The following is a 25936-nucleotide window of genomic DNA, read 5'->3' on the forward strand; positions in this document are numbered from 1 at the left end:
ATGAACGACATGACCCCCATCACCACGACGCTCAAGGACTGGGAAACCGACCAGGAGGTCCGCTGGTGCCCCGGCTGCGGTGACTACGCGATCCTGAAGGCGGTGCAGCGCACGCTGCCGCAGATCGGCGCGGATCCCAAGAACACCGTGTTCGTCTCGGGCATCGGCTGTTCCAGCCGCTTTCCGTACTATGTCGAAAGCTACGGCTTCCACACCATTCACGGCCGCGCGCCGGCGTTCGCGACGGGCATCAAGCTCGCCAACCCGGACCTCGACGTGTGGCTGGTGACGGGCGACGGCGACGGCATGTCGATCGGCGGCAATCACACGATGCACGTGTTGCGCCGCAATCTCGATTGTCAGATCCTGCTGTTCAACAACGAGATCTACGGCCTCACCAAGGGTCAGTTCTCGCCGACCAGCCGCCTCGGCACGCCGAGCCCGTCGAGCCCGCTCGGTTCGGTCGACCGGCCCGCGAGCCCCTGCGCTTTCGCGCTGGGATCGGGCGCGCGGTTCGTGGCGCGGGGCTTCGACGTTTCGAAGAAGCTGCCCGACGTGCTCGTCGCGGCGCACAAGCACAAGGGCGCGGCGTTCATCGAGATTTTCCAGAACTGCATCGTCTACAACAAGGACCGCTTCGACGACTTCGCCAAGGCCAAAGGCGTCGATTCCGAACAGCTGTGGTGCGAGGACGGAGAGCCGCTGCTGTTCGACGGCGGCACCAAGGGTCTGGCGCTGTGCGTCGAGACGCTGACGCTCAAGATCGTCGACGTAATCGACGGCGACTGGAAGGCAGCGGGCGTGGTCGTGCACAACGTCAAGAACCGCGGCCTCGCGCATATGCTGGTCGACTTGCGCGTCTCGCCCGCCTTTGCCGACTTCCCCATGGCGCTCGGCGTGCTTTACGACGATCCGCGCCCGACTTTCGAAGGCGCCATCGCCGAGGAGAAGGCCAGGGCCAGCCAAGGCAAAGTCGCCGATCTCGGCAAGCTGCTCGCCAAGGGCCAGACCTGGACCGTCGAGGAAAAGGACGCGTCGCACGGCCTGATGGAGTAATGGCCGGGGCGACCCGAACTTGGACAATCTGACTCACAGCCTCGCCGGCTGGGTTCTGGCCGAAACCGGGCTCAAGCGCCGGACGAGGAAGGGCCTCGCCGCGCTGGTGCTCGCCGCGAACATGCCGGACATCGACGTGTTCCTCGGTTGGGTGCCGTGGCTGCCGCTCGCCACGCATCGCGGCTTCACGCATGGCCTGCTGGGCGGAGTCGTGGTGATGCCGCCGATCCTGGCCGGGCTGTTGTGGCTGCTCGATCGCTGGCAGCTCTCGCGCGGCACCAGTTTTCGCAGTGGCTTGTCCATGCATTTCGGCTGGCTGCTGGCGCTGTGCTATCTCGGCGCGATCACCCATCCGCTGCTCGACTGGCAGAACACTTACGCGGTGCAGCTGATGTCGCCGTGGAACGCGCGTTGGTATCACAACGACGCGCTGTTCATCATCGATCCGTGGATCTGGCTGACGCTGGGCCTCGGCATCTGGCTGTCGCGAAGGCGGGCGAAGCGGAGCGGGCCGCATGACGGAAGGCCCGCGATCCTGGCAGCCCTGGTGGTCGTGATCTACATCGCTGGCAACGGCGTGATCTCGCAATGGGCCCGCCAAGCGCCCGCGGCGGGGCCGCCATTCGCAAATCCCGAACGGGCCTTCGCGTCTCCGCCGCCGCTGGCTTTCTGGAAGCGCGATGTGGTCTGGCTGGAGAAAGGCCGGGTCGGGCGCGCTCAGTACAACGTCTTCGCCGATCATTCCGAATTGGCGCGTCAGGCCTCGCTCATGCCCAACAATCTTGCGGACCCGATCGTGCGCCAAGCGATGCACGGCGATCCGGAGGTCGAGAAGTTTCTGCGCTGGTCGGTGATGACCACCGCGAACGTCGAGCCGGAGGCTTGCAGTGCGATCGTCACCTTCGGCGATGCGCGCTTCTCGGTCCTCCCAACGCGCGGCAACTTTACGGAAAGCACGCGCGTGCCGCTCCGGCGACCCGGCTGCCCCTAGCCGGCGCGCGCTTCGGCGACATCGACGGTGGCGCGCGCCGGGCTGTAGAGCAGGGCGCTCGCGAGAAACGCCCAGCCGGCCCCGCCGAGCCAACCAGCGATAACGTCGCTCGGCCAGTGGACGCCCAGCCACACGCGGCTCCAGGCGATCAGCGCGCTGATCACGAGCGCGGTGGCGACCACCGTGATCCGGACCGACTGGCGCGGGCTGATCGCGGCGAAGGCCAGTGCGATCGCGATGTAGACCACCGCCGCGTTGAAGCTGTGTCCGCTCGGGAAGCTGTTGCCGCCCGCGTCCATCAGATGCGGCACGATCTCGGGGCGCGGGCGACCGACCAGCAGCTTTGCGCCGCTATTGACCAGCCAGCCCCCCGCCACGGTGAGCGCAAGCAAGGTCGCCTCGCGGCGCAGCTTCATGAACAAGAGCGCGACCACCGCCATGATCGCGAACAGGTTGCGCAGCAGTACGCCGCCGAGCGCGGTCGTGTCGCGCACTGCCTCGAGCACCCATTTCGGGCCGAGCGGCTTGAGGTCGGCATTGCGCCAGAACAGCAGGCCCGCTTTGTCGATAGTGTCGGTGTGGCCCGTCGAGACGGCCCAGACCATCGCCGCGAACCCGGCCCAGCACAGGCAGGCCACCACCAGCGCGCGGCGCGGATCGATGCGATAGCCGCGTTCGGGCAGCGTTACCTGTTCGGCGGGTACGGTCATAAGGGAAAGGAACAGGGCAGGGGGGACAGCGTTCCCGATGGATGTCCGATACGTCCGAAAACGTCCAGATCGTCTGGTTCCGCCGGGATCTGCGCCTCGCCGACCAGCCCGCCCTGCATGCCGCCGCTGCCGCGGGACCCGTCGTTCCGGTGTTCGTGCTCGATGACGAGCGCGCGGGGGATCGCAAGCTGGGCGGTGCCTCTCGCTGGTATTTGCACGGCAGCCTCGAATCGCTGGGATCGAGCCTCGCCCGGCACCGCTCGCGGCTGATTTTGCGCAAAGGCGATGTGGTCCAGGAACTGATGGCGATCGCGCGGGCGACGGGGGCGACGCGCATTCACGCGATCCGGCACTACGAACCCTGGTGGCGCGAGGCCGAGTCCGAACTCGGCAGCGAAATCGAGCTGTGCCTCTACGATGGCAATTACCTGATGCCGCCCGGAAGCGTCACCACCGGATCGGGCGATCCCTACAAGATCTATACGCCGTTCGCGAAAGCTCTGGCGCAGGAATTGCCCGCACGCGACGTGCTCGAAGAGCCTTCGCTGTCCTTGCCCGACAGCTGGCCCGATAGCGACGCTCTGGACGACTGGGACCTGCTGCCGACCAAGCCGGACTGGGCGGGCGGCATGCGCGGGTTCTGGGCACCCGGCGAAGCGGCGGCGCACGAGACGCTCGCGGGGTTCAAGGACCGGGTGTCCGACTATGAGGACGATCGCAATCTTCCGTCGATCGACGGCTCCTCGCGGCTCTCACCCCATCTGCATTTAGGCGAGATTTCGCCGGCGCAGGTGTGGGACGCGCTTTCGCGGCACAGCGGCAAGGGCGCGGATACCTTCCGCGGCGAAGTGATGTGGCGCGATTACACGCAGAACGTGATCTACCAGTTCCCGAAATACCCCGAGAGCAGTTACCGCGACACCTTCGGCTCGGGCTTTCGCTGGCGCGATCCCAAGCAGACCAAGGGCGCCGCCGAAGACCTCGAGGCCTGGCAGAAGGGCATGACCGGCTATCCGATCGTCGATGCCGGCATGCGCCAGCTCTGGGCACTGGGCTGGATGCACAACCGCGTGCGGATGATCGCCGCGAGCTTTCTGATCAAGCACTTGCTGATCGACTGGCGATATGGCGAACGCTGGTTCTGGGATACGCTGGTCGATGCCGATTACGCCAACAACGGGGTGAACTGGCAATGGGTCTCGGGCAGCGGCGTCGATTCCAACATGTTTCCGCGAATCATGGCGCCGCTGACTCAGTCGGACAAATTCGATGCCGCCGATTACATCCGCGAATGGGTGCCCGAATTGAAGCAATTGCCCGACGACGAGATTCATGATCCGGACGATGCCAAGCGCGGCGATTATCCGGCGAAAAGGATCGGGCATAAAGAGGCCCGCGAGCGCGCTCTGGAGGCGTATCACGCATCAAAGGACTAGGCAGGCCGATTGCCACAGCTTCGTTAATCGCGCATACGTAACATCATGAATGCGCAGCTTCCGGGACGTGGGGACAAGCTGGTTGCTGGCGGTCGTGGCCTTGGATTCGGCTCCTCGTGGGTCGGACGGCTCTGGGCCGGCGGAGCCAACCGTCTGATCGACCGCATCGATAGCGGCCTCGATCGTGGATCGATCGAGGCGACTTTGCCGGATGGCACGACGCGGTTGCTCGGCGGGCGCGCGCCGGGCTTCGACGCCGTCGTCCATCTCAAGAGTTACCGGGCGCTGGTGCGGCTCGCCACCGGCGGTTCGGTCGGCTGGTATCAGGCCTGGGAAGCGGGCGAGTGGTCGAGCCCCGATCCGGTGCCGCTGTTCGCGCTGTTCATGGATTGCGCGGAACCGCTCGGTAACGCGGCGCGCGCGACCGGACCGTGGCGTTGGCTGGCGAAGCTCGCCCACCGCTTGAATCGCAACACCCGCGAGGGCTCGCAGCGCAACATCCATGCGCACTACGATCTCGGCAACGATTTCTACCAGCAGTGGCTGGGCGAGACGATGATCTATTCGAGCGCAATCTATGCGCCCGTCGCGCCCGGTCCCAGTGCCGCCTCGCAGTTTTTCGAGACGCTCGATCTTGCCCAGTCGGCCAAGGTCAGCGCGATCCTGAAGCGGCTCGATCTGCAGCCGGGCGACAAGGCGCTGGAAATCGGCTGCGGCTGGGGCACGCTCGCGGCTTTCATGGCCGAAGCGCACGGTGCGCATGTCGATGCGATCAGCTTGTCCGACGAACAGCTCGCTTACGCCCGCAAGCGCTGGTCGGTGGCCTCGGGCAGCGTCGACTTTCGCCGCCAGGACTATCGCGATGTCGCAGGGCGCTACGACGCGATCGCCAGCGTCGAAATGGTCGAGGCGGTCGGCCGCGAATACTGGGGCGAGTTTCTCGACTGCCTGGTGCGCAACCTCAAGCCGGGCGGGCGCGCGGCGTTGCAGTACATCGCCATTCGCGACGAACTGTTCGAAAACTACGCGCGCAGTCCGGATTTCATCCAGTCCTACGTTTTCCCCGGCGGCATGCTGCTCAACGAGCCGGAATTCCGGGCGCTGGCGCACGAACGGGGGTTGTCTTGGGAGGACAAGCTCAGCTTCGGTCAGGACTACGCCCGCACGCTAAAGGAATGGCGCGCGAATTTCGATGTCGCCGTCGAAGAGGGCCGGTTGCCCGCGGGCTTCGACCGGCGTTTCGTCGAGCTATGGCGCTATTATCTGATGTATTGCGAAGGCGGATTCGCGGGCGGCGGCATCGATGTCGCGCAAGTGACGCTGGTCAAGCAAGCCTGACCGATCGGTCGCGCCGGGCAAAGCCGGCGCGGGGCCCCTCAACGGCGGTAGGTGCCGTCGCCACGCCAGCGCGAGAGCAGGTTGTCGTGGATGATCGGGCTCAGCAAGTGATCGAAGGCGCATCCGACCAGTCCGTTGTCCCACCAGACCACCGTGGCCTGCAGCGATTCCATGCCCGGCAGCGTCAGCCAGACGAGAGTGCCCTTGTTGAGCCTGTTCAACGCGGTGGCCGAGAAGCCCGACAGCGAAAGATCGCGCACCACCGTCTGGTAGCTCTTCGAGCCGGAAGGCCTGAGCCCCGCCGGGATCGAGAGGCGGGTTCGCGGCGCGCTGCGGTCTTCCTGGGCGGCCGTGGAATAAGAGTCGCTGTTCTGGTTTTCTGTCATCACCGCACTGCTCATCGTTCGAACGTCTGGCACGCTCCGCCCTCAAAATGCGCGCCTTGCCGAAAGATGTCAGTCGAAAGTTAACGCGAGCTTACGTCGGTTGGTTAATCGTCTCGCGATGCCCGGTCTCGAACGGTTCGCCGAGCAATGCCAGAATGCGCTCCGCAACGGCCTCGGGAGGCTTGAGCGAAGCGGCGTCCTCTCCTGGAAAGGCGCGGGCCCGCATCGCGGTGCGCGTGGCACCCGGATTGACCAGCGCGACTCGCAGCTTCGCGAGCTTGGCGGTTTCCTGCGCGTAGCACTGCAGCAGCGTGTCGAAGGCGGCCTTGGTCGAGCCATAGGCGCCCCAGAAGGCGCGCGGATTGGCGCCGACGCTGCTGGTCACGCCGATCACGCGGCCATCGGCGCTTTGCCGCAACATCCGGTCGAAATTGGCGATCAGCGCCTGCGTCGCGAGCACGTTGACGGTCAGCGCCTTGTTGAACGATGCCTGGTCGATATCCGCGACCGAGGTGAGTTCGGGCAGGAACGCAGCGTTGATGACGAGAATGTCGAGCTTGTCCCAGCGCTGTCCGACCGCGGTGGCGAGCCGCGCGATGCCGTCGGGCTCGGTCAGATCTACCGGAGCGATCGTCGCCGATCCACCCGCTTCGAAAATGGCCTCCTCGACCTTCTCGAGCGATGCGGTATCGCGCGCGGTCAGCACGACATGCGCGCCGGCCCCGGCCAGCGCCCGCGCCGTCGCGGCGCCGATGCCGCGGCTGGCGCCGGTGACCAGCGCGATCTGTCCCGAAAGGTCGGTCATTCAGGCAACCTTGTTGATCGGCAGCGTCAGCAGGTCGTGCCGCTCGCGCTCGGCAAGATCGGTGAGGCTGGTCGGGTATTCACCCGAGAAGCAGGCATCGCAGAATTGCGGGCTCTTGTTGTTGCGGTTCTGCTCGCCGACGGCCCGATAAAGACCGTCGATCGAGACGAAGGCCAGACTGTCGGCCTTGATGAACTCCGCCATGGCCGCCGTGTCCATCGTCGCGGCGAGCAGCTTGGAGCGTTCGGGCGTGTCGACGCCATAGAAGCAGGAATTGCTGGTCGGCGGGCTGGCGACGCGGAAATGCACTTCGGCGGCGCCGGCATCGCGCATCATCTCGACGATCTTTTTCGACGTCGTGCCGCGCACGATCGAATCGTCTATGAGGACGATGCGTTTTCCCTCGACGATGGCCCGGTTGGCATTGTGCTTGCGCTTCACGTCGGCGTGGCGCGCGCCTTCCGACGGCTGGATGAAGGTGCGCCCGACATAGTGCGAGCGGATGATGCCGAGTTCGAACGGTATGCCCGATTGCTGGGCATAGCCGATCGCGGCGGGCATGCCGCTGTCGGGAACCGGGATCACGGCATCGGCCGCGACGACCGATTCCTTGGCCAGCTCCACCCCGATCTGCTTGCGCACGGCGTAGACCGAGCGGCCGTCCATCACCGAATCGGGACGGCTGAAGTAGACGTGCTCGAAGATGCACGGCCGCGGCTTGGGATTGCCGAACGGGCGATGGCTCGAGATCGTGCCTTGCTGGTCGACCTGGACCAGTTCGCCGGGCTCGATCGAGCGAATGAATTCGGCACCGATCACGTCGAACGCGACGCTCTCGCTCGAAAAGACGATGGCGTCGCCCAGCCGGCCCATCACCAGCGGGCGGATGCCCAGCGGATCGCGGCAGGCGATGATCCCGTCCGGGGTCATGCAAATCAGCGAATAGGCGCCCTCGACCATCCGCAAGGCATCGACGAAGCGGTCGAGCAGGGTCGGGTACCGGCTCGTGGCGACGAGGTGGATGATGACTTCGGTGTCGGACGTCGACTGGAAGATCGCGCCGCGCTGCACGAGTTCGCGCTTGAGGCTGGCGGCGTTCGAGATGTTGCCGTTGTGTGCGATCGAGAACCCGCCCGAGGCGAGGTCGGCGAATAGCGGCTGCACGTTGCGCAGTCCCGCGCCGCCGGTCGTCGAATAGCGCACGTGGCCAGACGCCATCGAACCGGGCTGGACATGGTGGAGATCGCCGCCTTCGAACACCGAAGCGACATGGCCGATGCCGCGCTGGGCATAGAATTCCTTGCCGTCGTACGTGACGATCCCGCAGGCTTCCTGGCCCCGGTGTTGCAGGGCGTGCAGCCCCAGCGCGGTCACCGCAACGGCGTGTTCGGCGCCGATCACGCCGAAAATGCCGCATTCCTCGCGCAGCTTGTCGCCGTCGAGGTCACAGAAAGGATTGGTGAAATTCATAGACTCGTCCGGCCCGGGAGCGCTTCTCACGACGCGCATGTGCCGCCTGGCACCCGCGAAAGCAAGGGCCAGTTGTTACGGATTGATGGCAGTCGCATTCCCGAGACGCCCCGGCGCGGTACGCGATGCCCGCGTGCGACCGCTTGCCAGCCTCGCGCCGGGGCCCTAATCGCGAGGCTCAACGACGCCGAACCGGCATTAACGACGGGCCCCCCGCTTGCTTCTCTCTCCCTTCGAATGGACCATCGCCAAGCGCTACATGCTTCCCGGCAGGGGCGAGGCGTTCATCGCGCTCGTCGCGGGCATCAGCCTGTTCGCGGTGATGCTCGGCGTTGCCGCGCTTGTCATCGTGATGAGCGTGATGAACGGGTTCCGCGCCGAACTGTTCGACAAGATCACCGGGCTCAACGGCCATGCCATCATCCAGGCCTATGGTGGCCGGCTCGACGACTGGAAATCGGTGCTGCAGGACGTGCGCGAGACGCCCGGCGTCACGCACGCCTCGCCGCTGATCGAGCAGCCGCTCCTGGCGAGCTTCAATGGCCGCGTCGAGGCGATCCTGGTCCGCGGCAACACCAGGCAAGACATCGACGAACTGCGCCCCAAAGTCCTTTCCGGCGACATCGGCGCGCTCGGTCCGGGACGCGACAACGTGGCGATCGGCTCGCAGCTGGCGCAAAACCTCGGCGCGCGCGTGGGCGACACGATCACGGTGATCAACCCGGCGGGTCGAGCCACCCCGTTCGGCACCGTGCCACGACAAATCGCCTATACGATCTCGGCGATCTTCGAGATCGGCGTCTACGATTACGATCAGGCCTACGTCATAATGCCGGTGCAGGACGCACAGACTTTGCTGCTGACCGGCGACACCATCAGCATGATCGAAGTGACGACCGACGATCCCGATCGGGTCGACACGATCCTCGCCCCGCTCGAACAGAAGCTGGCTGGCCGTGCGGTGGTGAGCGACTGGAAGAAGATCAACGCTTCGCTGTTCGAGGCGCTCGCGGTGGAGCGCGTGGCGATGTTCGTGGTGCTCTCGATCATCGTCCTGGTCGCGGTGTTCAATATCCTGTCTTCGCTGATCATGCTGGTGCGTGCGAAAACGCGGGACATCGCAATCCTGCGCACGATGGGCGCGACGCGACGCTCGCTGCTGAAGATCTTCGTGACGACCGGCTTCCTGATCGGCGCACTCGGCACTGTGGCGGGCGTGGCGCTGGGCTTCGTGTTTCTCTATTTCCGCCAGCCGATCGTGCACGGGGTGGAAATCCTCACCGGGCAGAACTTGTGGGACCCTTCGATCCGTTTCCTCACCGAACTGCCCAGCCGCCCCGACCCGGTCGAGATCGTGGTGATCTGCGTCATGGCACTGGTCTTCAGCTTCGTTGCGACGCTCTATCCCGCAATGAAGGCGGCGAGCACCGATCCTGTGCAGGTTCTCCGCTATGAGTAATCCCGTCGTCCGCATTGCCGGCCTCACGCGCAGTTTCGAGCAGGGCGGCGTCACCATCGACGTGTTGCGCGGTGTCGATCTCGTCATCGAGCCCGGCGAGATCGTCGCGCTGCTCGGGCCCTCCGGTTCGGGCAAGTCGACGATGCTGCAGGCGCTCGGACTGCTCGAGGGCGGTTTCGGCGGAAGGATCGAGATCGCGGGCACCGATGCCTCGAAGCTGGGCAAGGACCAGCGGGCGGCGATGCGGCGCGATCACATCGGCTTCGTCTACCAGTTCCACCACCTGCTGCCCGATTTCAACGCGATCGAGAACGTCGTTCTGCCGCAATTGGTGACGGGCAAGCCGCGCGGCGAAGCGGACGAGCGCGCGCGCGAGCTGCTCAGCGCATTGGGCCTCGCGCAGCGGCTTGACCATCGCCCCAGCCAACTCTCGGGCGGCGAGCAGCAGCGCGTCGCGGTCGCCCGCGCGCTGGCCAATCGCCCGCGGCTGGTGCTGGCGGACGAGCCCACCGGCAATCTCGACGAAGCCACCGCCAACAAAGTCTTTGCCCAATTCCTCGAACTAGTGCGCGGGGAGGGCAGCGCTGCGCTGGTCGCCACCCACAACGAACGGCTGGGTGGCTTGATGGACCGGGTGGTGCGGCTGCATGAGGGCGTACTCGACTAGGAACCGGCACCCGGGGTCGCGTGTTCCTTGCACAAGTGACCATTAAAGGAGCCGGATCATGAGCAGCAACCCGACCACATACCAGGGCGAGCCCGGCGACATCGAGTTCGACTGGGACGATGCTGCAGACCTGCAAAAGGCCGAAGACAGCGGCATGCTGCGGCGCTTTCAAAGCGTCCGCCGAGGCACCGTTGCGGAGCTGGTGCGCTTCGTGATGGATCTGCCCGAGGACGAGCAGCAGAACTACGCCATCCAGAAGAGCGGTGATGCCCGCTTCGAGATCGGCGCGATCCGCGCCCTCGCGCGCCGCTCCGGCTTTCCGGGTCGGTGAGGGAGACAGCGCAGATCCATCGCGCCCACGCCCGCGCTCACGTTCGCGCGTCACTATGACGACGATCGGCGATTACACCGTCGCGCGCCCGGACGGGACGCCGCTCGACTTGTCGGAAAAGGCGGGCAAGGTTCTGCTGATCGTCAACACCGCGAGCAAGTGCGGCTTCACGCCGCAGTACGAGGGGCTCGAGGCGCTGTGGCGCAAGTATCGGGATCGCGGCTTCGAGATCCTGGCATTTCCGTGCAACCAGTTCGGGCATCAGGAGCCCGGGACCGCCGAAGAGATCGCGAGCTTTTGCGACGCGAACTTCGGCGTGACCTTTCCCTTGCTGGCCAAGATCGAGGTCAACGGGGCGGGCGCCGATCCGCTCTATCGCTGGCTCAAGTCCGAAGCCCCCGGGCTGCTGGGAAGCAAGGCGGTCAAGTGGAACTTCACCAAGTTCCTCGTCGATCGCGAAGGCCGGGTCGTGCGACGCTATGCACCGACCGACAAGCCGGCCTCGCTCGAACAGGACATCGAAAAGCTGCTGTAGGGTCTGGCTGGCAGTTGGAGAGCCATGGCATTGTGCCGCCTCTAACCCTCGTCATGCTGAACTCGTTTCAGCATCCATACTGCCTCCCGGGCAAGTCTTGCTGATCGAGAGATGGATGCTGAAACGAGTTCAGCATGACGGGGCAGGGCTGATGGCTCGGTGGAGGCGCAAGCGATTCTAGCTGACCAGATCCTCGAGTTCGTCGGGGTCGACCGAAGCGACGGCGGCTTTCAGCTCGTCGATGTTCTGCGCATAGCCATTCGCTTCGACCAGAAATCGATCGGCGACGATGCGGCCGAACTTGCCGCGCGAAGTCGTGTTGCTCCATTGCTCGGTCTGCATGGCGCCGTCGACGGTTCCGGTCCGCTCGTAGCCGTCGGCATCCTCGCGCGACTGCTCGACACCGAGCGCGGAGCCCAGCCCGGCGAGCGCGCCGATCCCGTGCATGTCGGTGATCTTGAGATCGAAGCTGCGTTCCTCGGCAGTGTAGGTGCCTTCGACCGAAGTGCCCATCGAGCCAGCGCCCATCGTTTCGACGGCCGTGCGTTCGTAGGCGCCGAGTTTGGCGGGGAGCAGGCCCTTGAGGCTGTCGACCGCCACCGGCTTGGGCTTGCCAGAGGCCGCGTCTTCCATGCGCTGGCTCATCTTCTCGACCTCGCCGACGTCGATCGAGCCCATGCCGGGAATCGCGACGGTCCCGCTGACTTCGCCGTCGTCGCTGCTGGACGAGATCATGGCCGCCGGTCCGCCGAAGCTCGCCATCGTGATCAGCCCGACGATGGGCGCGATGATCAGCGACAGCACGATCGCGCAGATGATCGTGACCGCGACGTAACCGCCAGCCTTGGCTTCGGGGACTTTCATCAGCAGCGGCGCGCCGGTGTAGAACAGGTAGATGCTGTAGAGCCCCAGCAGCCCGAACACGCCGAGCGCGGGGACGAGACTGAAAATGCCCGCCAGAAAGCTCGCCGTCGCCCCGAAGGCAACGAGTTTGAGCGCGTTCAGGCGATTGCTCTGCCCGTCGAACTTGGGCGCGAGCCAATCGGCGATCAGCGCCAGAACGAAGACGCCGATCACTGTCAGCACGTAGCTCAGCACCGCGCTGGTGATCGCGCTCATCAGTGAGGGGCGGAAGCTGAAACCGAAGCCGCCATAGCCGAAAACCTGGCCGCCGATGAAGCTGGCGACCGGTCCGATCGCGGCGAGCGGCAGCACCCAACTCTTGAAGATATGGCCCTGGCTCATCGGCTCTGCGGCGATGACCGGCCATTCCTCCTTAGGCTTCAGAATGATGGCCTTGGCTCTGTCCACGAGCGACTTGTGCCCGCTCGTCGCTGGATTTTCCATGATCAACCCTCCTAGCTCCTGCCGCCGAAGATAGACCCAATTCTCTGGCAAGTTGCAAGCTTGGCGAGTCCCTGTCCCCAACTTGCGGGGCCGCTGCGCTTGATCGGAAGGCCGCCACGGGAGTAACTATGGGCGATGGCTTTCGTCCCTTTCGTGCCCCTTCGGATCTTCTCCTGCTACACGATGCTCGACGGCGCGATCGATCCCAAAGCGATCGCCAAAGTGGCCAAGGAGCGCGGCTTTCCCGCGGCCGCACTGTGCGATCGCAACGGCCTCTATGCGTCGAGCGCTTATGCCGGCGCGGCGCGCGGAAGCGGCATCCAGCCGATCATCGGCACCTTCCTGGCGGTCGCGCGCGACGAGAAGTCGGGGCTCGGCGAACCGCTGATCGACTGGCTCGGTCTCTATGCGCAGGACGAGACCGGCTGGAACAACTTGTGCCACCTCGTCAGCCTCGCGCATCTCGCGCGCCCGGTCGAGTTCGATCCGCATGTCACGCGTGATGCCTTCGAAGGCCACGCGGACGGGCTGATCTGCCTCACCGGGGGAGCGGAAGGCGCGTTGGCGCGGCACTTTGCCGCGGGCGAGACCGAGGCCGCCGAGGCGGAAGCGACCTGGCTGCAGCGTTGTTTCGGCGATCGGCTCTACATCGAGATTTCGCGCACCGGCGATCCGGTGGAGGACGCCAGCGAAGACGCGCTGATCGATCTGGCGTACGCGCGCGGCCTTCCGCTGGTCGCGACCAACCCCGCGCAGTTCGCCGAGCCGGGGTTCCACAAAGCGCACGACGCGATGCTGTGCATCGCCAATTCGACCCACATCGATGCCGCGGATCGGCCGCGCTCGGAGCGCGAGCGCTGGGTGAAGTCGCACCCGATGATGAAGGAGCTGTTCGCCGATCTGCCCGAGGCGATCGCCAACACGCTGGTCGTCGCGCAGCGCTGCGCCTTTGCGCCGCCCAAGCGCAAGCCGCTGCTGCCCAGCCTGGCGGGCGACCGCGAGGGCGAGGCGAAGATGCTGGCCGCCGACGCGCGGATGGGCCTGGCGCGCCGCCTTGCTCCCTATTGGCCGGAGACCACCGTCGAGGATCTCGACGCCGTGATGGTCTTGCCCGAAGACGAGCGCGCGTCCGCCTTCGCTGAGCGGCTCGCGCCGCAAGGCGTCGAGGACGTGTTTCTGGAATACGCCAAGCGCCTCGATTTCGAAGTCAAGATCATCATCGGGATGGGGTTTCCGGGCTACTTCCTGATCGTGGCCGACTTCATCAAGTGGGCCAAGGACAACGGCATTCCGGTGGGGCCGGGGCGCGGTTCGGGCGCGGGCTCGGTGGTCGCCTGGGCGCTGACCATCACCGATCTCGATCCGCTCAAGCTGGGCCTGCTGTTCGAACGCTTCCTCAATCCCGAGCGCGTCTCGATGCCGGACTTCGACATCGACTTTTGCGAAACCCGGCGCGGTGAAGTGATCCGCTATGTCCAGGCCAAGTACGGCCACGATCACGTCGCGCAGATCATCACGTTCGGCAAGATGAAGGCGCGCGCAGTGCTGCGCGATTGCGGCCGCATCCTGCAGATGAGCTACGGACGAGTCGATGGGCTGACCAAGATGGTGCCCAACCACCCGACCGACCCGTGGACGCTCGAACGTGCGCTCAACGGCGCCGCCGATTTCCGTCGCGAGTACGAGAACGACAACGAGGTGAAGCGCCTCGTCGATCTCGCCAAGCAACTGGAAGGCCTGCCGCGCAACTCCTCTACCCACGCGGCGGGTGTGGTTATTGGTGACCGACCGCTCTCGCAGCTCGTCCCGCTCTACCGTGATCCGCGGTCGGACATGCCCGTCACCCAGTTCGACATGAAATATGTCGAGGATTCGGGTCTGGTGAAGTTCGACTTTCTCGGCCTCAAAACGCTGTCGGTGCTACGCAAGGCGACCGATCTGCTCGAACGGCGCGGCATCACTGTCGATCTGTCCACGCTGCCCTGGGACGATCCACAGGTCTACGAACTGCTCAAGCGTGGCGACACCGTCGGCGTGTTCCAGCTCGAATCGGAAGGCATGCGGCGGACGCTGGCGGCGGTGAAGCCGACCAATTTCGGTGACATCATCGCGCTCGTCTCGCTCTACCGGCCGGGTCCGATGGACAACATTCCACTGTTCGGCCAGCGCAAGAACGGCCTCGCCGAAATCGAGTATCCGCACGAGAAGCTCTCGCTGATCCTCGCCGAGACGTATGGCATCTTCGTTTACCAGGAACAGGTCATGCAGGCCGCGCAGATCCTGGCGGGCTATTCGCTGGGCGATGCCGACTTGCTGCGCCGCGCGATGGGCAAGAAGATCCAGGCCGAAATGGACATCCAGCGCCAGCGTTTTGTCGCCGGCTGCAAGGAAGTCTCCGGCATCGACGCGCCCAAGGCCAACGAGCTGTTCGACTTGATCGACAAGTTCGCGGGCTACGGCTTCAACAAGTCGCACGCCGCCGCCTACGCGCTGCTCGCGTATCATACCGCCTGGCTCAAGGCCCATTACCCGCATGAATTCTACGCGGCCTCGATGTGCTTCGACATGCACCAGTCGGAAAAGCTGGCGATCTTCGTCGACGACATGCGCCGCAACGGCTTCGAACTCGCGCCGCCCGACATCAACGCCTCGGAAGCCGAGTTCATGGTCGACGTCACCGAGGAAGGCCACGCGGTGCGCTATGCGCTCGCGGGCATTCGCAACGTCGGCGAAAAGGCGATGGAGGCGGTGGTCGCCGAGCGGCAGGCGAACGGCCGCTTCGCCGATCTCGACGACGTGTTCCGCCGCGCGCCCGCCGGATCGATGAACCGCCGCCAGCTGGAAAGCCTGGCCGCCGCCGGCGCCTTTGACGGTCTCGAACCCAATCGAGCCCGCGTGCTTGCCAATGCCGATACGCTGCTTGCCGAAGCGGACCGCTCCGCGCGCGAACGCACCAGCAATCAGCATGGGTTGTTCGGTGGCGACGACCACGAGGAACAGTCGCTGCGGCTGATCGATTGCGCGCCGTGGGACCGCGTCGAGCAGATGGAAAAGGAGCGCGAGGTGTTCGGCTTCTATTTCGCCGCGCATCCGGTCGAACAATGGCGCGCGATCGCTTCGGCCAACGGCGCGCGGACTTACGCGAGCTTGATGACCGGCGGCGGCGACGGGCGCTCGGGCGCGGTCATGGCCGCGCTGGTCGAGAACGTGCAGCGGCGCAAGACCAAGCGCGGCAAGGACTATGTCCTGGCCGACTTTTCCGACCAGTCGGGCCAGTTCTCCGCCTCATGCTTCGAGGAAAGCATGGTCGAGAGCTTCGTGCGCTGGGCGAAGGAGGGCACTTGCGTGCTGCTGACGGTCGAACTCGACAGCCCGAGCCCCGACGAGCCCCCACGCGTCACCGTGCGCGGTGCGCGTCCGCTCGCCGAAGTGCGCACCGATGCACGAATGCTGCTCAAGCTCGACGTGCATCGCGTCGAAGCGCTGCGCGAACTGGCGCTGCTATTGCGTCCGGGCGAAAAGAACTGCGGCGAAGTGATCGCCCGCCTGCATCTCGAGGATGGGCAAGTGCAGAACGTCCGTCTCGGTCGCAGCTTCGCGCTCGACGGGGATTTCGCCGAGCAACTGGCGCAAGTCGAGGGGCTGGCCAATGTGGCGCTGACGGCGCGGCGCAGCGGCGATCACTTGCGGCTGGTGGCCTGAACGGGCTCGGCGGGCCGCCTCGAGGCAATCTGCTAGGTTCGAAATCGGACGAAGGCCCCGCTCCCCCAACGGAACGAGGCCTCCAATCTGCGCAAAACGCGTGATTCGCTTACTTGTTGGTCACCTTGTCGGCCGCCGAATCGACAGCTTCGCCGACCGAACTGGCCGCATCGCCGACTTCGTTGGCGGCGCTGGCGATCGCGTTGTCCTTGGCGACCTCGCTCGAGTTGGACTGGCTGAACAGGTAGATCCCCCCCACGACCGCGACCAGAAGCACGAGCGCCATGATGATGCCGGCGCCACCGCCGCTCTTGGTGGGCTCCCCGTCGCGGATGACGGTGGTATGCGCCGACGGAGTGCCTTCCCCTTCGACAGTAGTGATGCGTTCTTCAACCATGACGGGCTCCTTTATGGACCACTTTGTTGTGAGGGGGGTAACGCGCTCGGCCCGAACCGGTTTCAGAAAAATCGTGCTTAATATGAATTTTGGGATGGGAACGTTCATCGCCTCTTTGGTGAGGCGCAGGCCCATCGGCGCATTGGCGAGCATTTCCCCGGCAAGTGCCAGGCCCTTGTCGAGGTCATCGCAAAAGCCCGGCTAGAGCAGCGTGAGTTGCCCGCCGGGGCCGGGTTTGCGGAACTGCGCGCAATCGAGCCGCGCATTCGGCCCGGTCATGCCTTGGCGCTTCATCGCCAGGCGGAAGCGACTGCGGAACAGATCCGCCCAGACGCCTTCGGGGCGCATCCGGTTGACGAAGCGCGGATCGTTGTCGCGTCCGCCGCGGATCGAGCGGATCGTCGCCATCACTTTGCCGGCGCGGTCCGGGAAATGGGTTTCGAGCCATTCGCGAAACAGCGGTGCCACTTCGTGCGGCAGCCGCACGATGATCCAGGTTGCGGCGCGCACGCCGTGAGCGGCCGCCGCTTCGAGGATGGCCTCGATGTATTGGTCAGTGATCGAGGGGATCACCGGCGCGACCGAGACGTGGCAGGGCACTCCGGCTTCGACCAGCGCGCCGAGCGCGGCGATCCGCTTGCCGGGCGCGGCGGCGCGCGGTTCGAGCAGCCGTGACAGGCGCGGCTCCATGCTCGTAACCGAAATCCCGACCGAGACGAGATGCAGCCGCGCCATTGCGGTCAGCACGTCGAGATCACGCAGGATGCGGTCGGACTTGGTGGTGATCGTCACCGGATGGCGCGTCTCGAGGCACAATTCGAGCACCTCGCGCATGATCCGGTATTCCGCCTCGATCGGCTGGTAGGGGTCGGTGTTGGTGCCCATCGCGATCGGGGCAGGGCGATAGCCGCGCTTGGCCAGCGTCTCGCGCAGCAGCCGCGCGGCAGCAGGCTTGGCGAAGAGCTTCGTCTCGAAATCGAGCCCGGGCGACAAGTCGTGATAAGCATGCGTCGGGCGCGCGAAGCAGTAGATGCAGCCGTGCTCGCAGCCGCGATAGGCATTGACCGAACGGTCGAACGGGATATCCGGCGACGCGTTGAAGCTGAGGATCGACCGAGGATGTTCCTCGGTCACAGTTGTCCGCAGCTTGTCCACAGGGCCATCGACAGAGTCCTGCACATCCAACCAGTCGCCATCGGCTTCGCGTTGGTCGAGACCGAAGCGGCGTGATGCCTCACCCGATTGAGCCCCACGGCCCTTGCTCTGCTCCATGCGCAGAACATAATACGAACATTGCGCGAGCGCGAGTCCGAATTCAGCGCCAGTCGAGCATCAATTCCGTGAGCGCACCGACGTTGCCGGCGCGGTAACGCGGGCGACTCCCTGGCGCGATCCGGAAGGTGGGGATGGCGGCAAGCCATTCCTCGAGGAACACGATGCCTTCCATTCGCGCCAGCCCCGCGCCGACGCAGCGATGCGCGCCACTGCCCAACGTCGTATGCCGGATCGGCGGCAGCTTGCGGTCGAAATCGACCTGGCGCGCGCGCTCGAAGCAGCTTTCGTCGAGGTTGTGCATCGAGGCGTTGAGATAGACGAGGTCGCCTTCACGCATGGTCACGCCATCGATCGCGATGTCCTCGGTGCAGCCCCGCGTTACCGAGACCATCGGATAACGGCGCATGAGTTCGTCGGTCGCCGCCGGGATAAGATCGGGTTCGGCGCGCAGCCTTGCCTGGTCCTCGGGATGGCGCGCGAGGTGCAGCGCGAACTGGCCGAACATGGAAACCACCGTGTCGAGCCCGCCGAACAGGAGATTTCGGCACATCCGCATCGCTTCGTCCATCGTCCAGGCGCGCCCTTCGATCGGCACGGCGAGAATGCGGCTGAACAAGTCCTCGCCCGGATCGGCGAGCCGTTCTCGCACGTAGGGCGCGAGATACTCGTCGGCCGCATCGCGCAACTGCTCGACGGTCATCGAGCCGTCGGGGCGCGTCAGCTGCTGGCCGAGCGGTCGCAGCTTCGGGCGGTCCTGCGTGGGTACGCCGATCAGTGTGAGGAAGATGTGAATCGGCAGAACCTCGGCGAAACGCGTCATGAATTCGCAGCTGCCCGCCGGCTTGAGCTCGGCGATCAGTTCGCGCGCGACCTCGCGCACCAGCGGTTCCATCGCGGCGACATGGTGATTGGCAAAGCCCTTCATCACCGCGGTGCGAAACGGCTTGTGCTCGGGAGGGTCCTGCTGGAGCGGGATGAAGCGCATCACTTCGGCGAGGCCTGGCACGACGGCCAGCGGCTCGCTCGAAAGGCGCTCGCTATCTCCCCAGAGCGCGCGGGTGGTGGCCCCATCGGCGGCAATCCAGTGCCCGCCGTTGGCCGTGGTCCAGACGACGGCGGGTCCGCCGCGCAAGCTGTCCCACGCGGCGAAATAGTCGACTTCGGCGCCGGGCGGCGCGAACACGTCGAAATCGACGACGCGATCGGCAGGGACGTGCTCGGGGATTGCTGCAGCGCTGGTCGCCATGACCTGCCTCTCCTTATTATTTTAAGGAGGAAGCTATCCGGAGCGACGGCGCTAACAACTCGCTCTTTGACCAGCCGGTGCCTGTTTTCAGCCTCCGGCCGGTCGTCGCTCAGCTCTCGCGCAGGCGGGGCAGCAGTTCGACGAAGTTGCAGGGCCGGTTGCGGCTGTCGAGCTGTTCGGCGAGGATACCGTCCCAGCCGTCCTTCACCGCGCCGTTCGAGCCGGGCAGGGCGAAGATGTAGGTTCCCCGGCTGACCACGGCGTGCGCGCGCGACTGGACGGTCGAGGTGCCGATGGTCTTGTAGCTCAGCCAGCGGAACAGCTCGCCGAAGCCGGGAATGTCCTTTTCCTTCACGCGGTCGAGCGCTTCCGGCGTGACGTCGCGGCCGGTAAGACCGGTGCCGCCGGTGCTGACCACAACGTCGATCTCCTGGTCGTCGATCCAGTTGTTGAAGCGGCTGGCGACTCGCGCCGCATCGTCGCGCTCGATCGCGCGTGCGGCGAGGCGGTGCCCCGCGGCCTTGATTCGCTCGGCGAGGATATCGCCCGAAGTGTCGTTTTCGGCAGTGCGCGTGTCCGAAATCGTCAGCAGCGCAATCGCGACCGGCTTGAACTCGCGGCTCTCGTCAACGGGCATTCGCGATGGTCCCGTTGGCCGCCATGCGCACGGCCCGCGAGCCGGTGAGCCCCGGGAAAGTCGGCCACATACCTTGTGCGAGCGCGATGCGGCTTTCGGAATCGCCGCCCGCCTGCCGCTCGTACATCCAGTAATTACGCATGACGATGTTCACGTAGCCGCGCGTTTCCCAATAGGGGATCGACTCCATCCACAGCAGCGGATCGCCGCCGTCGTGCACTTCGCTGTTCCAGCGCATCACCGGCGAAAGCCCGGCGTTGTAGGCCGCCATCACCTTGGGCAGCAGTCCTTGCGTGCCCGAGGAGGTCTGGAGCACTTGCATGTGCCGCTGGCCGAACGCGAGATTGACTTCGGGGCGATTGAGATCGCTTTCGTTGCCGGTGTAGCCGAGCGTGCCCGAATGGTCCTTCGCGGCGGCTGGCATGATCTGCATCAGCCCGCGCGCGCCGGCCGGACTGACGACGCTGGTGCGGAACACCGATTCCTGCAGCGCGTGCGCGTAGACCAGCGCCGGATCGACCGTCCAGCCGCCCACCGGCGTCCACTTCGGGGTGGGGAAGCGAGTCGCCGGTTCGGGCTTGCCGCCATTGGGCGCGTTGTACGCCATCCACAGCTGGGTGGAGGGCAGGCCCATGTCGCGCGCCAGCCGGCTGAGCGGCTCGTACTGCGAGGGGCTGCCGATGCGAGCCTGATGCCGCAAGACTTCGTCCGCGAGCGATGCCTGGCCGATCTCGTTGAGCGCGACCGCGGTGCGCACGTTGTCGATACCGCGCAACTGCTGCCAGTCGGCTTGCGCGAAGTCGGCTCCGGCGTGTTGCTCGGGCACCTTGAGGCCCAGGCTCTCGAAGGCGAGCATGCCATAAAGCGTCTCGTCGCGCTTCGCCGCCATCCGCAGCACGTCGGCAGCCGCTTCGGGCTTGCGACAGCGGACCAGCGCGCGGCTCTGCCAGTAGTAGGATGCGGACGTCAGCTCGTCGTTGGTCGAGCGCGCGGCGGCGTTGCGGAATGCGTCGGCGGCGCCGTCGCAGTCGCCCAGGCGCCAGGCCGCGAGCCCCGCGGTCCACCAGGCTTCGCCGACCCAGTCGCCCGTGCCTTGCGCGGCGCGCTGCGCCAGTTCGTAAGCCGGGGCATCCTGATTCTCGATGTAGAAGCTCCAGGCGATCCGCTGGCGCCATTCGGCCAGCGCCGAAGGGCTGAGCGATGTCTCGATCCCGTCGAGCAAAATGCGCGCGCCGAGCGGATCGTCGTTCTTGATGCGATCGAGGATCCCGTCGGAAATGGCGGCGGGCATCGTCCCGTCGTTGATCGCGGCAGGTTTGATGCGCTTGGCAAACGTGGGAAGCCGCACGAACGGCTGCTCGGCGGGGAGGGGGGGCAGCGTTTCCGCGCCACGCTTCAGCGCGAGCCGACCGATCTGGTCTGCCCCGGGAAGGCTGGTGCCTTGCGCGAGCCAGTTCTGCAGTTCGGGCAGCTCGATCCTCGGCGAGCCGGCGGCGAGATAGTATTCGGCGCGGGCCTGCTGGTGCAGCGGGCCGTCGGGCCGCTCGGCGAACATCTGCTGGACTTTCGCCCAGTCCTTGCTTTCGATCGCGGCGAAGACCTGCTTGTAATACTCACGGTCATCGTGGCTGAGCAGCGAAGGCACCGCTGAACGGTCCGCGCGATTGCGGAAGTAATCGACCGCAGCGCTGTTGGCCAAGGCCGGCACTGGCGCGGCGAGGGCGGCGCAACAGGCGGCAAGCAGAACTGTCTTGATAGCAGATTGCAACGTTCGAGTTCCCCGGTTCATCCCCAGCGATTTCCGATCAGGCTCGGTTCCATTCGAGCCATGCTTTCCAAAGAGCCGCTTTCCAGAAGGGACGCTGGTCCATCCCGGCAAGAGCTCTTGCAGCGAGCATCGGTATCGTCACGCCTTCATGCTTAAGAATTGCTAAACTTGCAGGGCCTTGCGGTGGCTCGTTGCCAAGCAGCGGCAGGACGTTGAAACCCAAGACGAGCAAGCGCCTGGGCTCTGCCAATGCGATGTGCCTGAGCACGGCAGGCGCCAATACCGCGGGTTCCGCGCCGTGCCAGTCCGTGCCGGGGCTGTGCCGAGGCAGGAAGCTGGCATGATAGACCGAATCCGCATTGAACTTCGCTGCCTGAAGGAAGCCTTCGAGCAGACGCCCTTGCGGACCTGACAACAACCGCTCGCGGTCGCCGACTTCGGGTTCGGGCACCAGCACCATCAGCTCGGCGCCGTGGGGACCGCGCGGCGGGATCCGCTGCCCGGTCCGGCCTTCGTCGAGCGCGGGCTCTTGCATCCACCACTGCTGAAAGGCCGCCAGATCGGTGGGCAGGCTTTCCGGAGGAATGGTGTGAGCACTTGGGGCAAGCGCCGAGGTCGACGCAATCTGGCGGGGGGCGCTCACCGCTTCGCGAGAGCTTGGGGGGGCCTGGTCGTTCGCCGGGGCCATGGATCCGCGATCCGTCGGTGCCTGGTTGGCCGACGATTCGGCAGCGCCGGACGCGTCGATCCAGCTCTTCGGCTCGTCGACGAAGTCGCAATCCACGCCGGCTTCGCGCCACCAGTCGAGGACGGCAGCGAACTCACGCGCGAAATCGGGATTTGACCCAGTGGGCATGCCACGGGTCTTGACCTGCCGCACTCCACCAATCAAGGCTCTTTAAATGGCTAATCGCCCGGTAAAACAAAAGACGACAGGACACGGAGCCCCATGAGCGAACGCGAATCGATGCCTTATGACGTGGTCGTTGTCGGCGGCGGACCCGCCGGCCTATCCACCGCGATCCGGTTGAAGCAGATCGATCCCGAGCTCAGCGTGGTGGTGCTCGAAAAGGGCTCAGAGATCGGCGCGCACATCCTTTCGGGTGCGGTGGTCGATCCCAAGGCGCTCGACGAATTGCTGCCCGAATGGCGCGAGATGGACTGCCCGCTGGCCGAAACGCCGGTGACCGACAACTGGCACTGGTACATGACCAAGGGCAAGAAGCTCTCGATGCCGCATATCCTGATGCCGCCGTTCATGTCGAACGACGGCAACTACACCGGCTCGCTCGGCAATCTGTGTCGCTGGCTGGCGGAAAAGGCCGAGGAAATGGAGATCGAGATCTTCCCCGGCTTCCCCGCCGCGGAAGTTCTCTATGACGATCAGGGCCGCGTGACCGGCGTTGCCACCGGCGACATGGGTGTGGCGCGCGACGGCAGCCACAAGGGCGACTACCAGCCCGGCATGGAACTGCTCGGCAAGTACACCGTGTTCTGCGAAGGCGCGCGAGGTCAACTGACCAAGCTGCTGAAAGTGCAGTACGATCTGGAGGCCGATTGCGAGCCTCAGGTCTATGGTCTCGGCATCAAGGAGCTGTGGGACATCGATCCCGACAAGCACGTCCCCGGCCGCGTGATCCACACCCAGGGCTGGCCGCTCTCGGAGAGTGATAGCTGGGGTGGCGGGTTCCTCTACCACCAGGCCAACAATCAGGTGGCGATCGGGTTCGTCACCGCGCTCGATTACAAGAATCCCTACGTCTATCCGTTCGAGGAATTCCAGCGCTGGAAGCAGCACCCGGAGATTCGCGCGATTCTCGAAGGTGGCAAGCGCGTTGCGTACGGTGCGCGTGCGATCAACGAGGGCGGCTGGCAGTCGGTGCCCAAGCTGGCGTTCCCCGGCGGTGTGCTTGCGGGCTGTTCGGCGGGCTTCGTCAACGTGCCGCGTATCAAGGGCACGCACACCGCGATGAAGAGCGGCATGCTTGCCGCCGAAGCGATTGCCGCTGCGATCAAGGCGGGCCGCGAGCAGGACAGCCTCGACGAATACGATGCCGCGGTGCGCGACAGCTGGATCGCAACGGAGCTCAAGCTCGTCCAGAACGCCGAGCCGCTTGTCGCCAAGTGGGGCGGCGAGATGGGCACCGTGCTGGCCGGCGCCGATATGTGGCTGCGCACGCTGTTCGGCTTCGGCGTCGCCAAGCCGATGAAGCACCACCCGGACTACCGCGCCACCGGCCGCGCCGATCTGTATAAGCCGATCGCCTATCCCAAGCCCGATGGCCAGATCACCTTCGACCGGCTCACCAGCGTGTCGTTCTCGTTCACCAACCACGAGGAAGACCAGCCGTGCCACTTGAAGCTCAAGGACCCGGACTATCCGACCGCGGTGGAACTGCCGGTCTATGGCGGCCCTTCGACCCGGTACTGCCCGGCGGGCGTCTATGAGTACGTGACCAACGAGGACACTGGCGAAAAGCGTTTCCAGATCAACGCGCAGAACTGCGTCCACTGCAAGACGTGCGATATCAAGGATCCGGGTCAGCAGATCGTCTGGACCGCGCCAGAGGGCGGCGGCGGGCCGAATTACCCGAATATGTGATGGGCGATGAGGGGCGTTGGTTGGCTTTTTGATCGTCGCCGCCGCGCTTTGTTGATCGCCCATCATGATAAATGGTAGCCGTAAACACGCGTCACCCTGAACTCGTTTCAGGGTCCATTTCTCGTAACGCAATGCCGGTCCGGGAGGCGGAATGGATGCTGAAACGAGTTCAGCATGACGGGGTTTCTAGGATGAGGCTCGGTTTCAGGTGACGTGATGTGAGCGCAGAGACCGCCTACGCCAAGATCAACCTCGCGCTGCATGTCCGCAGGCGGCGCGAGGATGAGTATCATGAACTCGAAACGGTGTTCGCCTTCGTCGATCAGGGCGATCGGCTGACGGCGCGCGTGGCGGCGCAGGACGAGCTCCGAACGCATGGTGAGTTCGCCGGGCAACTCACGGATCCGTTTGGCAATATCGTCGCGCAGGCCTTGTCCGGACTGCCGCATGGCAAGGGCTGGGCGGTCGAACTGGAGAAGCGCTTGCCGGTCGCAGCCGGGCTGGGCGGTGGCTCGGCGGACGCGGGGGCGGTGTTCCGGATGGTGGAGACCGAACACGGCTTGCCCGAAGACTGGCATGCGCGCGCGGCGAAGCTGGGCGCGGATGTGCCGGCCTGCGTGCGCAGCGAGGCTTGCATCGGTAGGGGGACCGGCACCGAGCTCGAACCCGTGCCGAACGATCTGGCCGGTTGTCCGGTCCTGCTGGTCAATCCGCGCGTGGCACTGGCGACGGGGCCGGTGTTCAAGGGCTGGGACGGCAAGGATCGCGGCGCTCTGCCCGAGGGCGACTTGCGCGCGATCGCGCTCGCCGGCCGCAATGACCTCGAAGCGCCGGCTATCGTGATCGCGCCGGTGATCGCCGACGTGCTGGAAGCCCTGCGCAGGACTGCGCCATGGCTCGCGCGCATGTCGGGCTCGGGCGCGACCTGTTTCGCGCTCTACGATACCCCGCAAGCGCGCGACGCGTCGGCTGCAGCGATCGCTTCCGAGCATGCCGACTGGTGGCAGATGAGCGGAGCCTTGCGATAATGTCCGAAGCTTATCGCCTTCTCGGTACACCCAGCGCGGGTGGCATCCTCATCGTCGCCGATCACGCCTCGAATCGTGTGCCCGACGACATTGCGCTGGGCATCGATCCCGCGCTCATGAGCGAGCACATCGCCATCGACATCGGCGTCGCCGGGATCGCTGAGCACATGGTCCGCCACGACGGCGTCGCCGCGATGCTGGGCAACGTCAGCCGCCTCGTGTGCGACACCAACCGCACCGAAACCGATCCCGCCGCGATCCCTGAAGCCAGCGACGGCCACCCGATCCCCGGCAACATCGGCATCGACCGCGAGGCGCGACTGGCGCGCTTTCATCGCCCGTTTCACCACCGCCTGACGCGGCTGCTCGCAGACACGCCGCCCGCGCTGACGCTGATCCTGCACAGCTACACACCGCGCCTCGCCAGCAGGCCCGACGAACTTCGCCCCTGGCACTGCGGGCTCCTCTACGACAACGACGATCGCGGCGCGCGCCTCGCGCAGCCGCTGCTCGAGGCCGATGGCCTCGTGGTCGGCGACCAACTGCCGTATTCGGGCAAAGTCTATAACGCCGCGATCGAGCGGCACGTCGAAAGCGCGGGGCGGGCCTATCTCTACATCGAGGTCCGGCAGGATCTGATCGAGGATCGGGCCGGGCAGGCCGAGTGGGCCGAGCGGCTGGAGCGGATCTGCCGGCAGATAGGCGCGCAGCTTGCTCGATGACGGCGGCGCCTATTGCTCGGCCGGCTGC

23 protein-coding genes are annotated in these 25936 nt (G+C 65.5%); 12 read left to right on the forward strand and 11 right to left on the reverse strand.

Features of this window, described 5'->3' with window-relative positions; translation table 11 throughout:
• Together GQO94_RS15645 and GQO94_RS15650 are read left to right on the forward strand one after the other, a co-directional pair.
• The gene (locus GQO94_RS15645) at nucleotides 1–1056 is read left to right on the forward strand and encodes a 2-oxoacid:ferredoxin oxidoreductase subunit beta (RefSeq protein WP_156842372.1); all 1056 of its coding nucleotides are present in this window, start codon (nucleotides 1–3) and stop codon (nucleotides 1054–1056) included.
• A gap of 19 nt (nucleotides 1057–1075) precedes the next feature.
• A complete protein-coding gene (locus tag GQO94_RS15650) occupies nucleotides 1076–2047 on the forward strand; it encodes a metal-dependent hydrolase (RefSeq protein WP_156842373.1) in 972 nt (323 codons plus the stop codon).
• Here GQO94_RS15650 and GQO94_RS15655 read toward each other — a convergent pair.
• A complete protein-coding gene (locus tag GQO94_RS15655) occupies nucleotides 2044–2757 on the reverse strand; it encodes a phosphatase PAP2 family protein (RefSeq protein WP_156842374.1) in 714 nt (237 codons plus the stop codon). The genes GQO94_RS15650 and GQO94_RS15655 overlap by 4 nt on opposite strands.
• A 41-nt stretch (nucleotides 2758–2798) precedes the next feature.
• Between GQO94_RS15655 and GQO94_RS15660 the strand changes: the two genes are divergently transcribed.
• Both GQO94_RS15660 and GQO94_RS15665 read left to right on the forward strand, forming a co-directional pair.
• A complete protein-coding gene (locus tag GQO94_RS15660; protein ID WP_156842375.1) occupies nucleotides 2799–4193 on the forward strand; it encodes a cryptochrome/photolyase family protein in 1395 nt (464 codons plus the stop codon).
• 45 nt (nucleotides 4194–4238) lie between these two features.
• The gene (locus tag GQO94_RS15665) at nucleotides 4239–5531 is read left to right on the forward strand and encodes an SAM-dependent methyltransferase (RefSeq protein ID WP_156842376.1); all 1293 of its coding nucleotides are present in this window, start codon (nucleotides 4239–4241) and stop codon (nucleotides 5529–5531) included.
• Between the two features lie 38 nt (nucleotides 5532–5569).
• On the opposite strand, the gene GQO94_RS15670 is transcribed toward GQO94_RS15665, so the two are convergent.
• The 3 genes from GQO94_RS15670 to purF form a co-directional block, all read right to left on the reverse strand.
• Complete coding sequence (locus tag GQO94_RS15670; protein ID WP_156842377.1) at nucleotides 5570–5917, reverse strand: PilZ domain-containing protein; 348 nt, start codon at nucleotides 5915–5917, stop codon at nucleotides 5570–5572.
• Nucleotides 5918–6008: 91 nt separating this feature from the next.
• Nucleotides 6009–6722, reverse strand: coding sequence for an SDR family NAD(P)-dependent oxidoreductase (locus GQO94_RS15675; protein ID WP_156842378.1), 714 nt, complete (start codon nucleotides 6720–6722; stop codon nucleotides 6009–6011).
• Nucleotides 6723–8192 (reverse strand): amidophosphoribosyltransferase, encoded by a 1470-nt coding sequence (gene purF, locus GQO94_RS15680; protein ID WP_156842379.1) that lies wholly within the window; start codon nucleotides 8190–8192, stop codon nucleotides 6723–6725.
• 217 nt (nucleotides 8193–8409) lie between these two features.
• On the opposite strand from purF, the gene GQO94_RS15685 reads away from it, so the two are divergent.
• From GQO94_RS15685 to GQO94_RS15700, 4 genes are read left to right on the forward strand one after another with little or no spacing between them, the layout of a single operon-like run.
• On the forward strand, nucleotides 8410–9651 hold the full coding sequence (locus GQO94_RS15685; RefSeq protein ID WP_156842380.1) for a lipoprotein-releasing ABC transporter permease subunit: 1242 nt from the start codon (nucleotides 8410–8412) through the stop codon (nucleotides 9649–9651).
• A complete protein-coding gene (locus GQO94_RS15690) occupies nucleotides 9644–10318 on the forward strand; it encodes an ABC transporter ATP-binding protein (RefSeq protein ID WP_156842381.1) in 675 nt (224 codons plus the stop codon). Before GQO94_RS15685 ends, GQO94_RS15690 begins: the two co-directional genes overlap by 8 nt.
• A 58-nt stretch (nucleotides 10319–10376) precedes the next feature.
• A complete protein-coding gene (locus tag GQO94_RS15695) occupies nucleotides 10377–10649 on the forward strand; it encodes a hypothetical protein (RefSeq protein WP_156842382.1) in 273 nt (90 codons plus the stop codon).
• Between the two features lie 55 nt (nucleotides 10650–10704).
• Nucleotides 10705–11184: a glutathione peroxidase gene (locus GQO94_RS15700; RefSeq protein WP_156842383.1), complete on the forward strand. Its 480-nt coding sequence runs from the start codon at nucleotides 10705–10707 to the stop codon at nucleotides 11182–11184.
• 177 nt (nucleotides 11185–11361) lie between these two features.
• Here the strand turns inward: GQO94_RS15700 and GQO94_RS15705 are convergent, their stop codons facing one another.
• On the reverse strand, nucleotides 11362–12531 hold the full coding sequence (locus tag GQO94_RS15705; RefSeq protein WP_156842384.1) for a Yip1 family protein: 1170 nt from the start codon (nucleotides 12529–12531) through the stop codon (nucleotides 11362–11364).
• A 135-nt stretch (nucleotides 12532–12666) separates the two neighbouring features.
• Here GQO94_RS15705 and dnaE point away from each other — a divergent pair, with 135 nt between their 5' ends.
• Nucleotides 12667–16233, forward strand: coding sequence for a DNA polymerase III subunit alpha (gene dnaE, locus GQO94_RS15710; RefSeq protein WP_156842385.1), 3567 nt, complete (start codon nucleotides 12667–12669; stop codon nucleotides 16231–16233).
• A gap of 109 nt (nucleotides 16234–16342) precedes the next feature.
• Here dnaE and GQO94_RS15715 read toward each other — a convergent pair whose 3' ends face one another.
• From GQO94_RS15715 to GQO94_RS15740, 6 genes are all read right to left on the reverse strand, one after another.
• Nucleotides 16343–16630 (reverse strand): hypothetical protein, encoded by a 288-nt coding sequence (locus tag GQO94_RS15715; protein ID WP_156842386.1) that lies wholly within the window; start codon nucleotides 16628–16630, stop codon nucleotides 16343–16345.
• A 201-nt stretch (nucleotides 16631–16831) separates the two neighbouring features.
• A complete protein-coding gene (locus tag GQO94_RS15720) occupies nucleotides 16832–17902 on the reverse strand; it encodes a PA0069 family radical SAM protein (RefSeq protein ID WP_156842387.1) in 1071 nt (356 codons plus the stop codon).
• Nucleotides 17903–17945: 43 nt separating this feature from the next.
• Nucleotides 17946–19151, reverse strand: coding sequence for a cytochrome P450 (locus GQO94_RS15725; protein ID WP_156842388.1), 1206 nt, complete (start codon nucleotides 19149–19151; stop codon nucleotides 17946–17948).
• Nucleotides 19152–19260: 109 nt separating this feature from the next.
• The gene (moaB, locus tag GQO94_RS15730; protein WP_156842389.1) at nucleotides 19261–19788 is read right to left on the reverse strand and encodes a molybdenum cofactor biosynthesis protein B; all 528 of its coding nucleotides are present in this window, start codon (nucleotides 19786–19788) and stop codon (nucleotides 19261–19263) included.
• Entirely contained in the window at nucleotides 19778–21577 is a 1800-nt protein-coding gene (locus GQO94_RS15735; protein WP_156842390.1) for a lytic transglycosylase domain-containing protein, read from the reverse strand. Before GQO94_RS15735 ends, moaB begins: the two co-directional genes overlap by 11 nt.
• Before the next feature lie 16 nt (nucleotides 21578–21593).
• Complete coding sequence (locus tag GQO94_RS15740) at nucleotides 21594–22412, reverse strand: uracil-DNA glycosylase family protein (RefSeq protein ID WP_156842391.1); 819 nt, start codon at nucleotides 22410–22412, stop codon at nucleotides 21594–21596.
• Nucleotides 22413–22505: 93 nt separating this feature from the next.
• Here GQO94_RS15740 and GQO94_RS15745 point away from each other — a divergent pair, with 93 nt between their 5' ends.
• From GQO94_RS15745 to GQO94_RS15755, 3 genes are all read left to right on the forward strand, one after another.
• Nucleotides 22506–24158 carry an electron transfer flavoprotein-ubiquinone oxidoreductase gene (locus GQO94_RS15745; protein ID WP_156842392.1) on the forward strand — a complete coding sequence of 551 codons (1653 nt, stop codon included), beginning with the start codon at nucleotides 22506–22508 and terminating at the stop codon, nucleotides 24156–24158.
• A gap of 218 nt (nucleotides 24159–24376) precedes the next feature.
• Nucleotides 24377–25186, forward strand: coding sequence for a 4-(cytidine 5'-diphospho)-2-C-methyl-D-erythritol kinase (locus GQO94_RS15750; RefSeq protein ID WP_156842393.1), 810 nt, complete (start codon nucleotides 24377–24379; stop codon nucleotides 25184–25186).
• Nucleotides 25183–25908, forward strand: coding sequence for an N-formylglutamate amidohydrolase (locus GQO94_RS15755; protein ID WP_156842420.1), 726 nt, complete (start codon nucleotides 25183–25185; stop codon nucleotides 25906–25908). Before GQO94_RS15750 ends, GQO94_RS15755 begins: the two co-directional genes overlap by 4 nt.
• Nucleotides 25909–25936: the final 28 nt, after the last annotated feature.

Source organism: Novosphingobium aquimarinum (assembly GCF_009746585.1).
GTDB lineage: Bacteria > Pseudomonadota > Alphaproteobacteria > Sphingomonadales > Sphingomonadaceae > Novosphingobium > Novosphingobium aquimarinum.

What these genes read in the sequence shown, in the direction of transcription:
- dnaE (WP_156842385.1), top strand. Translation starts at nt 12,667, where the DNA reads ATGGCTTTCGTCCCTTTCGTGCCCCTTCGGATCTTCTCCTGCTACACG.
- GQO94_RS15745 (WP_156842392.1), top strand. Translation starts at nt 22,506, where the DNA reads ATGAGCGAACGCGAATCGATGCCTTATGACGTGGTCGTTGTCGGCGGC.
- GQO94_RS15670 (WP_156842377.1), bottom strand. Translation starts at nt 5,917, where the DNA reads ATGACAGAAAACCAGAACAGCGACTCTTATTCCACGGCCGCCCAGGAA.
- GQO94_RS15695 (WP_156842382.1), top strand. Translation starts at nt 10,377, where the DNA reads ATGAGCAGCAACCCGACCACATACCAGGGCGAGCCCGGCGACATCGAG.
- GQO94_RS15725 (WP_156842388.1), bottom strand. Translation starts at nt 19,151, where the DNA reads ATGGCGACCAGCGCTGCAGCAATCCCCGAGCACGTCCCTGCCGATCGC.
- GQO94_RS15665 (WP_156842376.1), top strand. Translation starts at nt 4,239, where the DNA reads ATGAATGCGCAGCTTCCGGGACGTGGGGACAAGCTGGTTGCTGGCGGT.
- GQO94_RS15720 (WP_156842387.1), bottom strand. Translation starts at nt 17,902, where the DNA reads ATGGAGCAGAGCAAGGGCCGTGGGGCTCAATCGGGTGAGGCATCACGC.
- purF (WP_156842379.1), bottom strand. Translation starts at nt 8,192, where the DNA reads ATGAATTTCACCAATCCTTTCTGTGACCTCGACGGCGACAAGCTGCGC.
- GQO94_RS15655 (WP_156842374.1), bottom strand. Translation starts at nt 2,757, where the DNA reads ATGACCGTACCCGCCGAACAGGTAACGCTGCCCGAACGCGGCTATCGC.
- GQO94_RS15705 (WP_156842384.1), bottom strand. Translation starts at nt 12,531, where the DNA reads ATGGAAAATCCAGCGACGAGCGGGCACAAGTCGCTCGTGGACAGAGCC.
- moaB (WP_156842389.1), bottom strand. Translation starts at nt 19,788, where the DNA reads ATGCCCGTTGACGAGAGCCGCGAGTTCAAGCCGGTCGCGATTGCGCTG.
- GQO94_RS15735 (WP_156842390.1), bottom strand. Translation starts at nt 21,577, where the DNA reads ATGAACCGGGGAACTCGAACGTTGCAATCTGCTATCAAGACAGTTCTG.
- GQO94_RS15675 (WP_156842378.1), bottom strand. Translation starts at nt 6,722, where the DNA reads ATGACCGACCTTTCGGGACAGATCGCGCTGGTCACCGGCGCCAGCCGC.
- GQO94_RS15700 (WP_156842383.1), top strand. Translation starts at nt 10,705, where the DNA reads ATGACGACGATCGGCGATTACACCGTCGCGCGCCCGGACGGGACGCCG.
- GQO94_RS15645 (WP_156842372.1), top strand. Translation starts at nt 1, where the DNA reads ATGAACGACATGACCCCCATCACCACGACGCTCAAGGACTGGGAAACC.
- GQO94_RS15690 (WP_156842381.1), top strand. Translation starts at nt 9,644, where the DNA reads ATGAGTAATCCCGTCGTCCGCATTGCCGGCCTCACGCGCAGTTTCGAG.
- GQO94_RS15660 (WP_156842375.1), top strand. Translation starts at nt 2,799, where the DNA reads ATGTCCGATACGTCCGAAAACGTCCAGATCGTCTGGTTCCGCCGGGAT.
- GQO94_RS15715 (WP_156842386.1), bottom strand. Translation starts at nt 16,630, where the DNA reads ATGGTTGAAGAACGCATCACTACTGTCGAAGGGGAAGGCACTCCGTCG.
- GQO94_RS15740 (WP_156842391.1), bottom strand. Translation starts at nt 22,412, where the DNA reads ATGCCCACTGGGTCAAATCCCGATTTCGCGCGTGAGTTCGCTGCCGTC.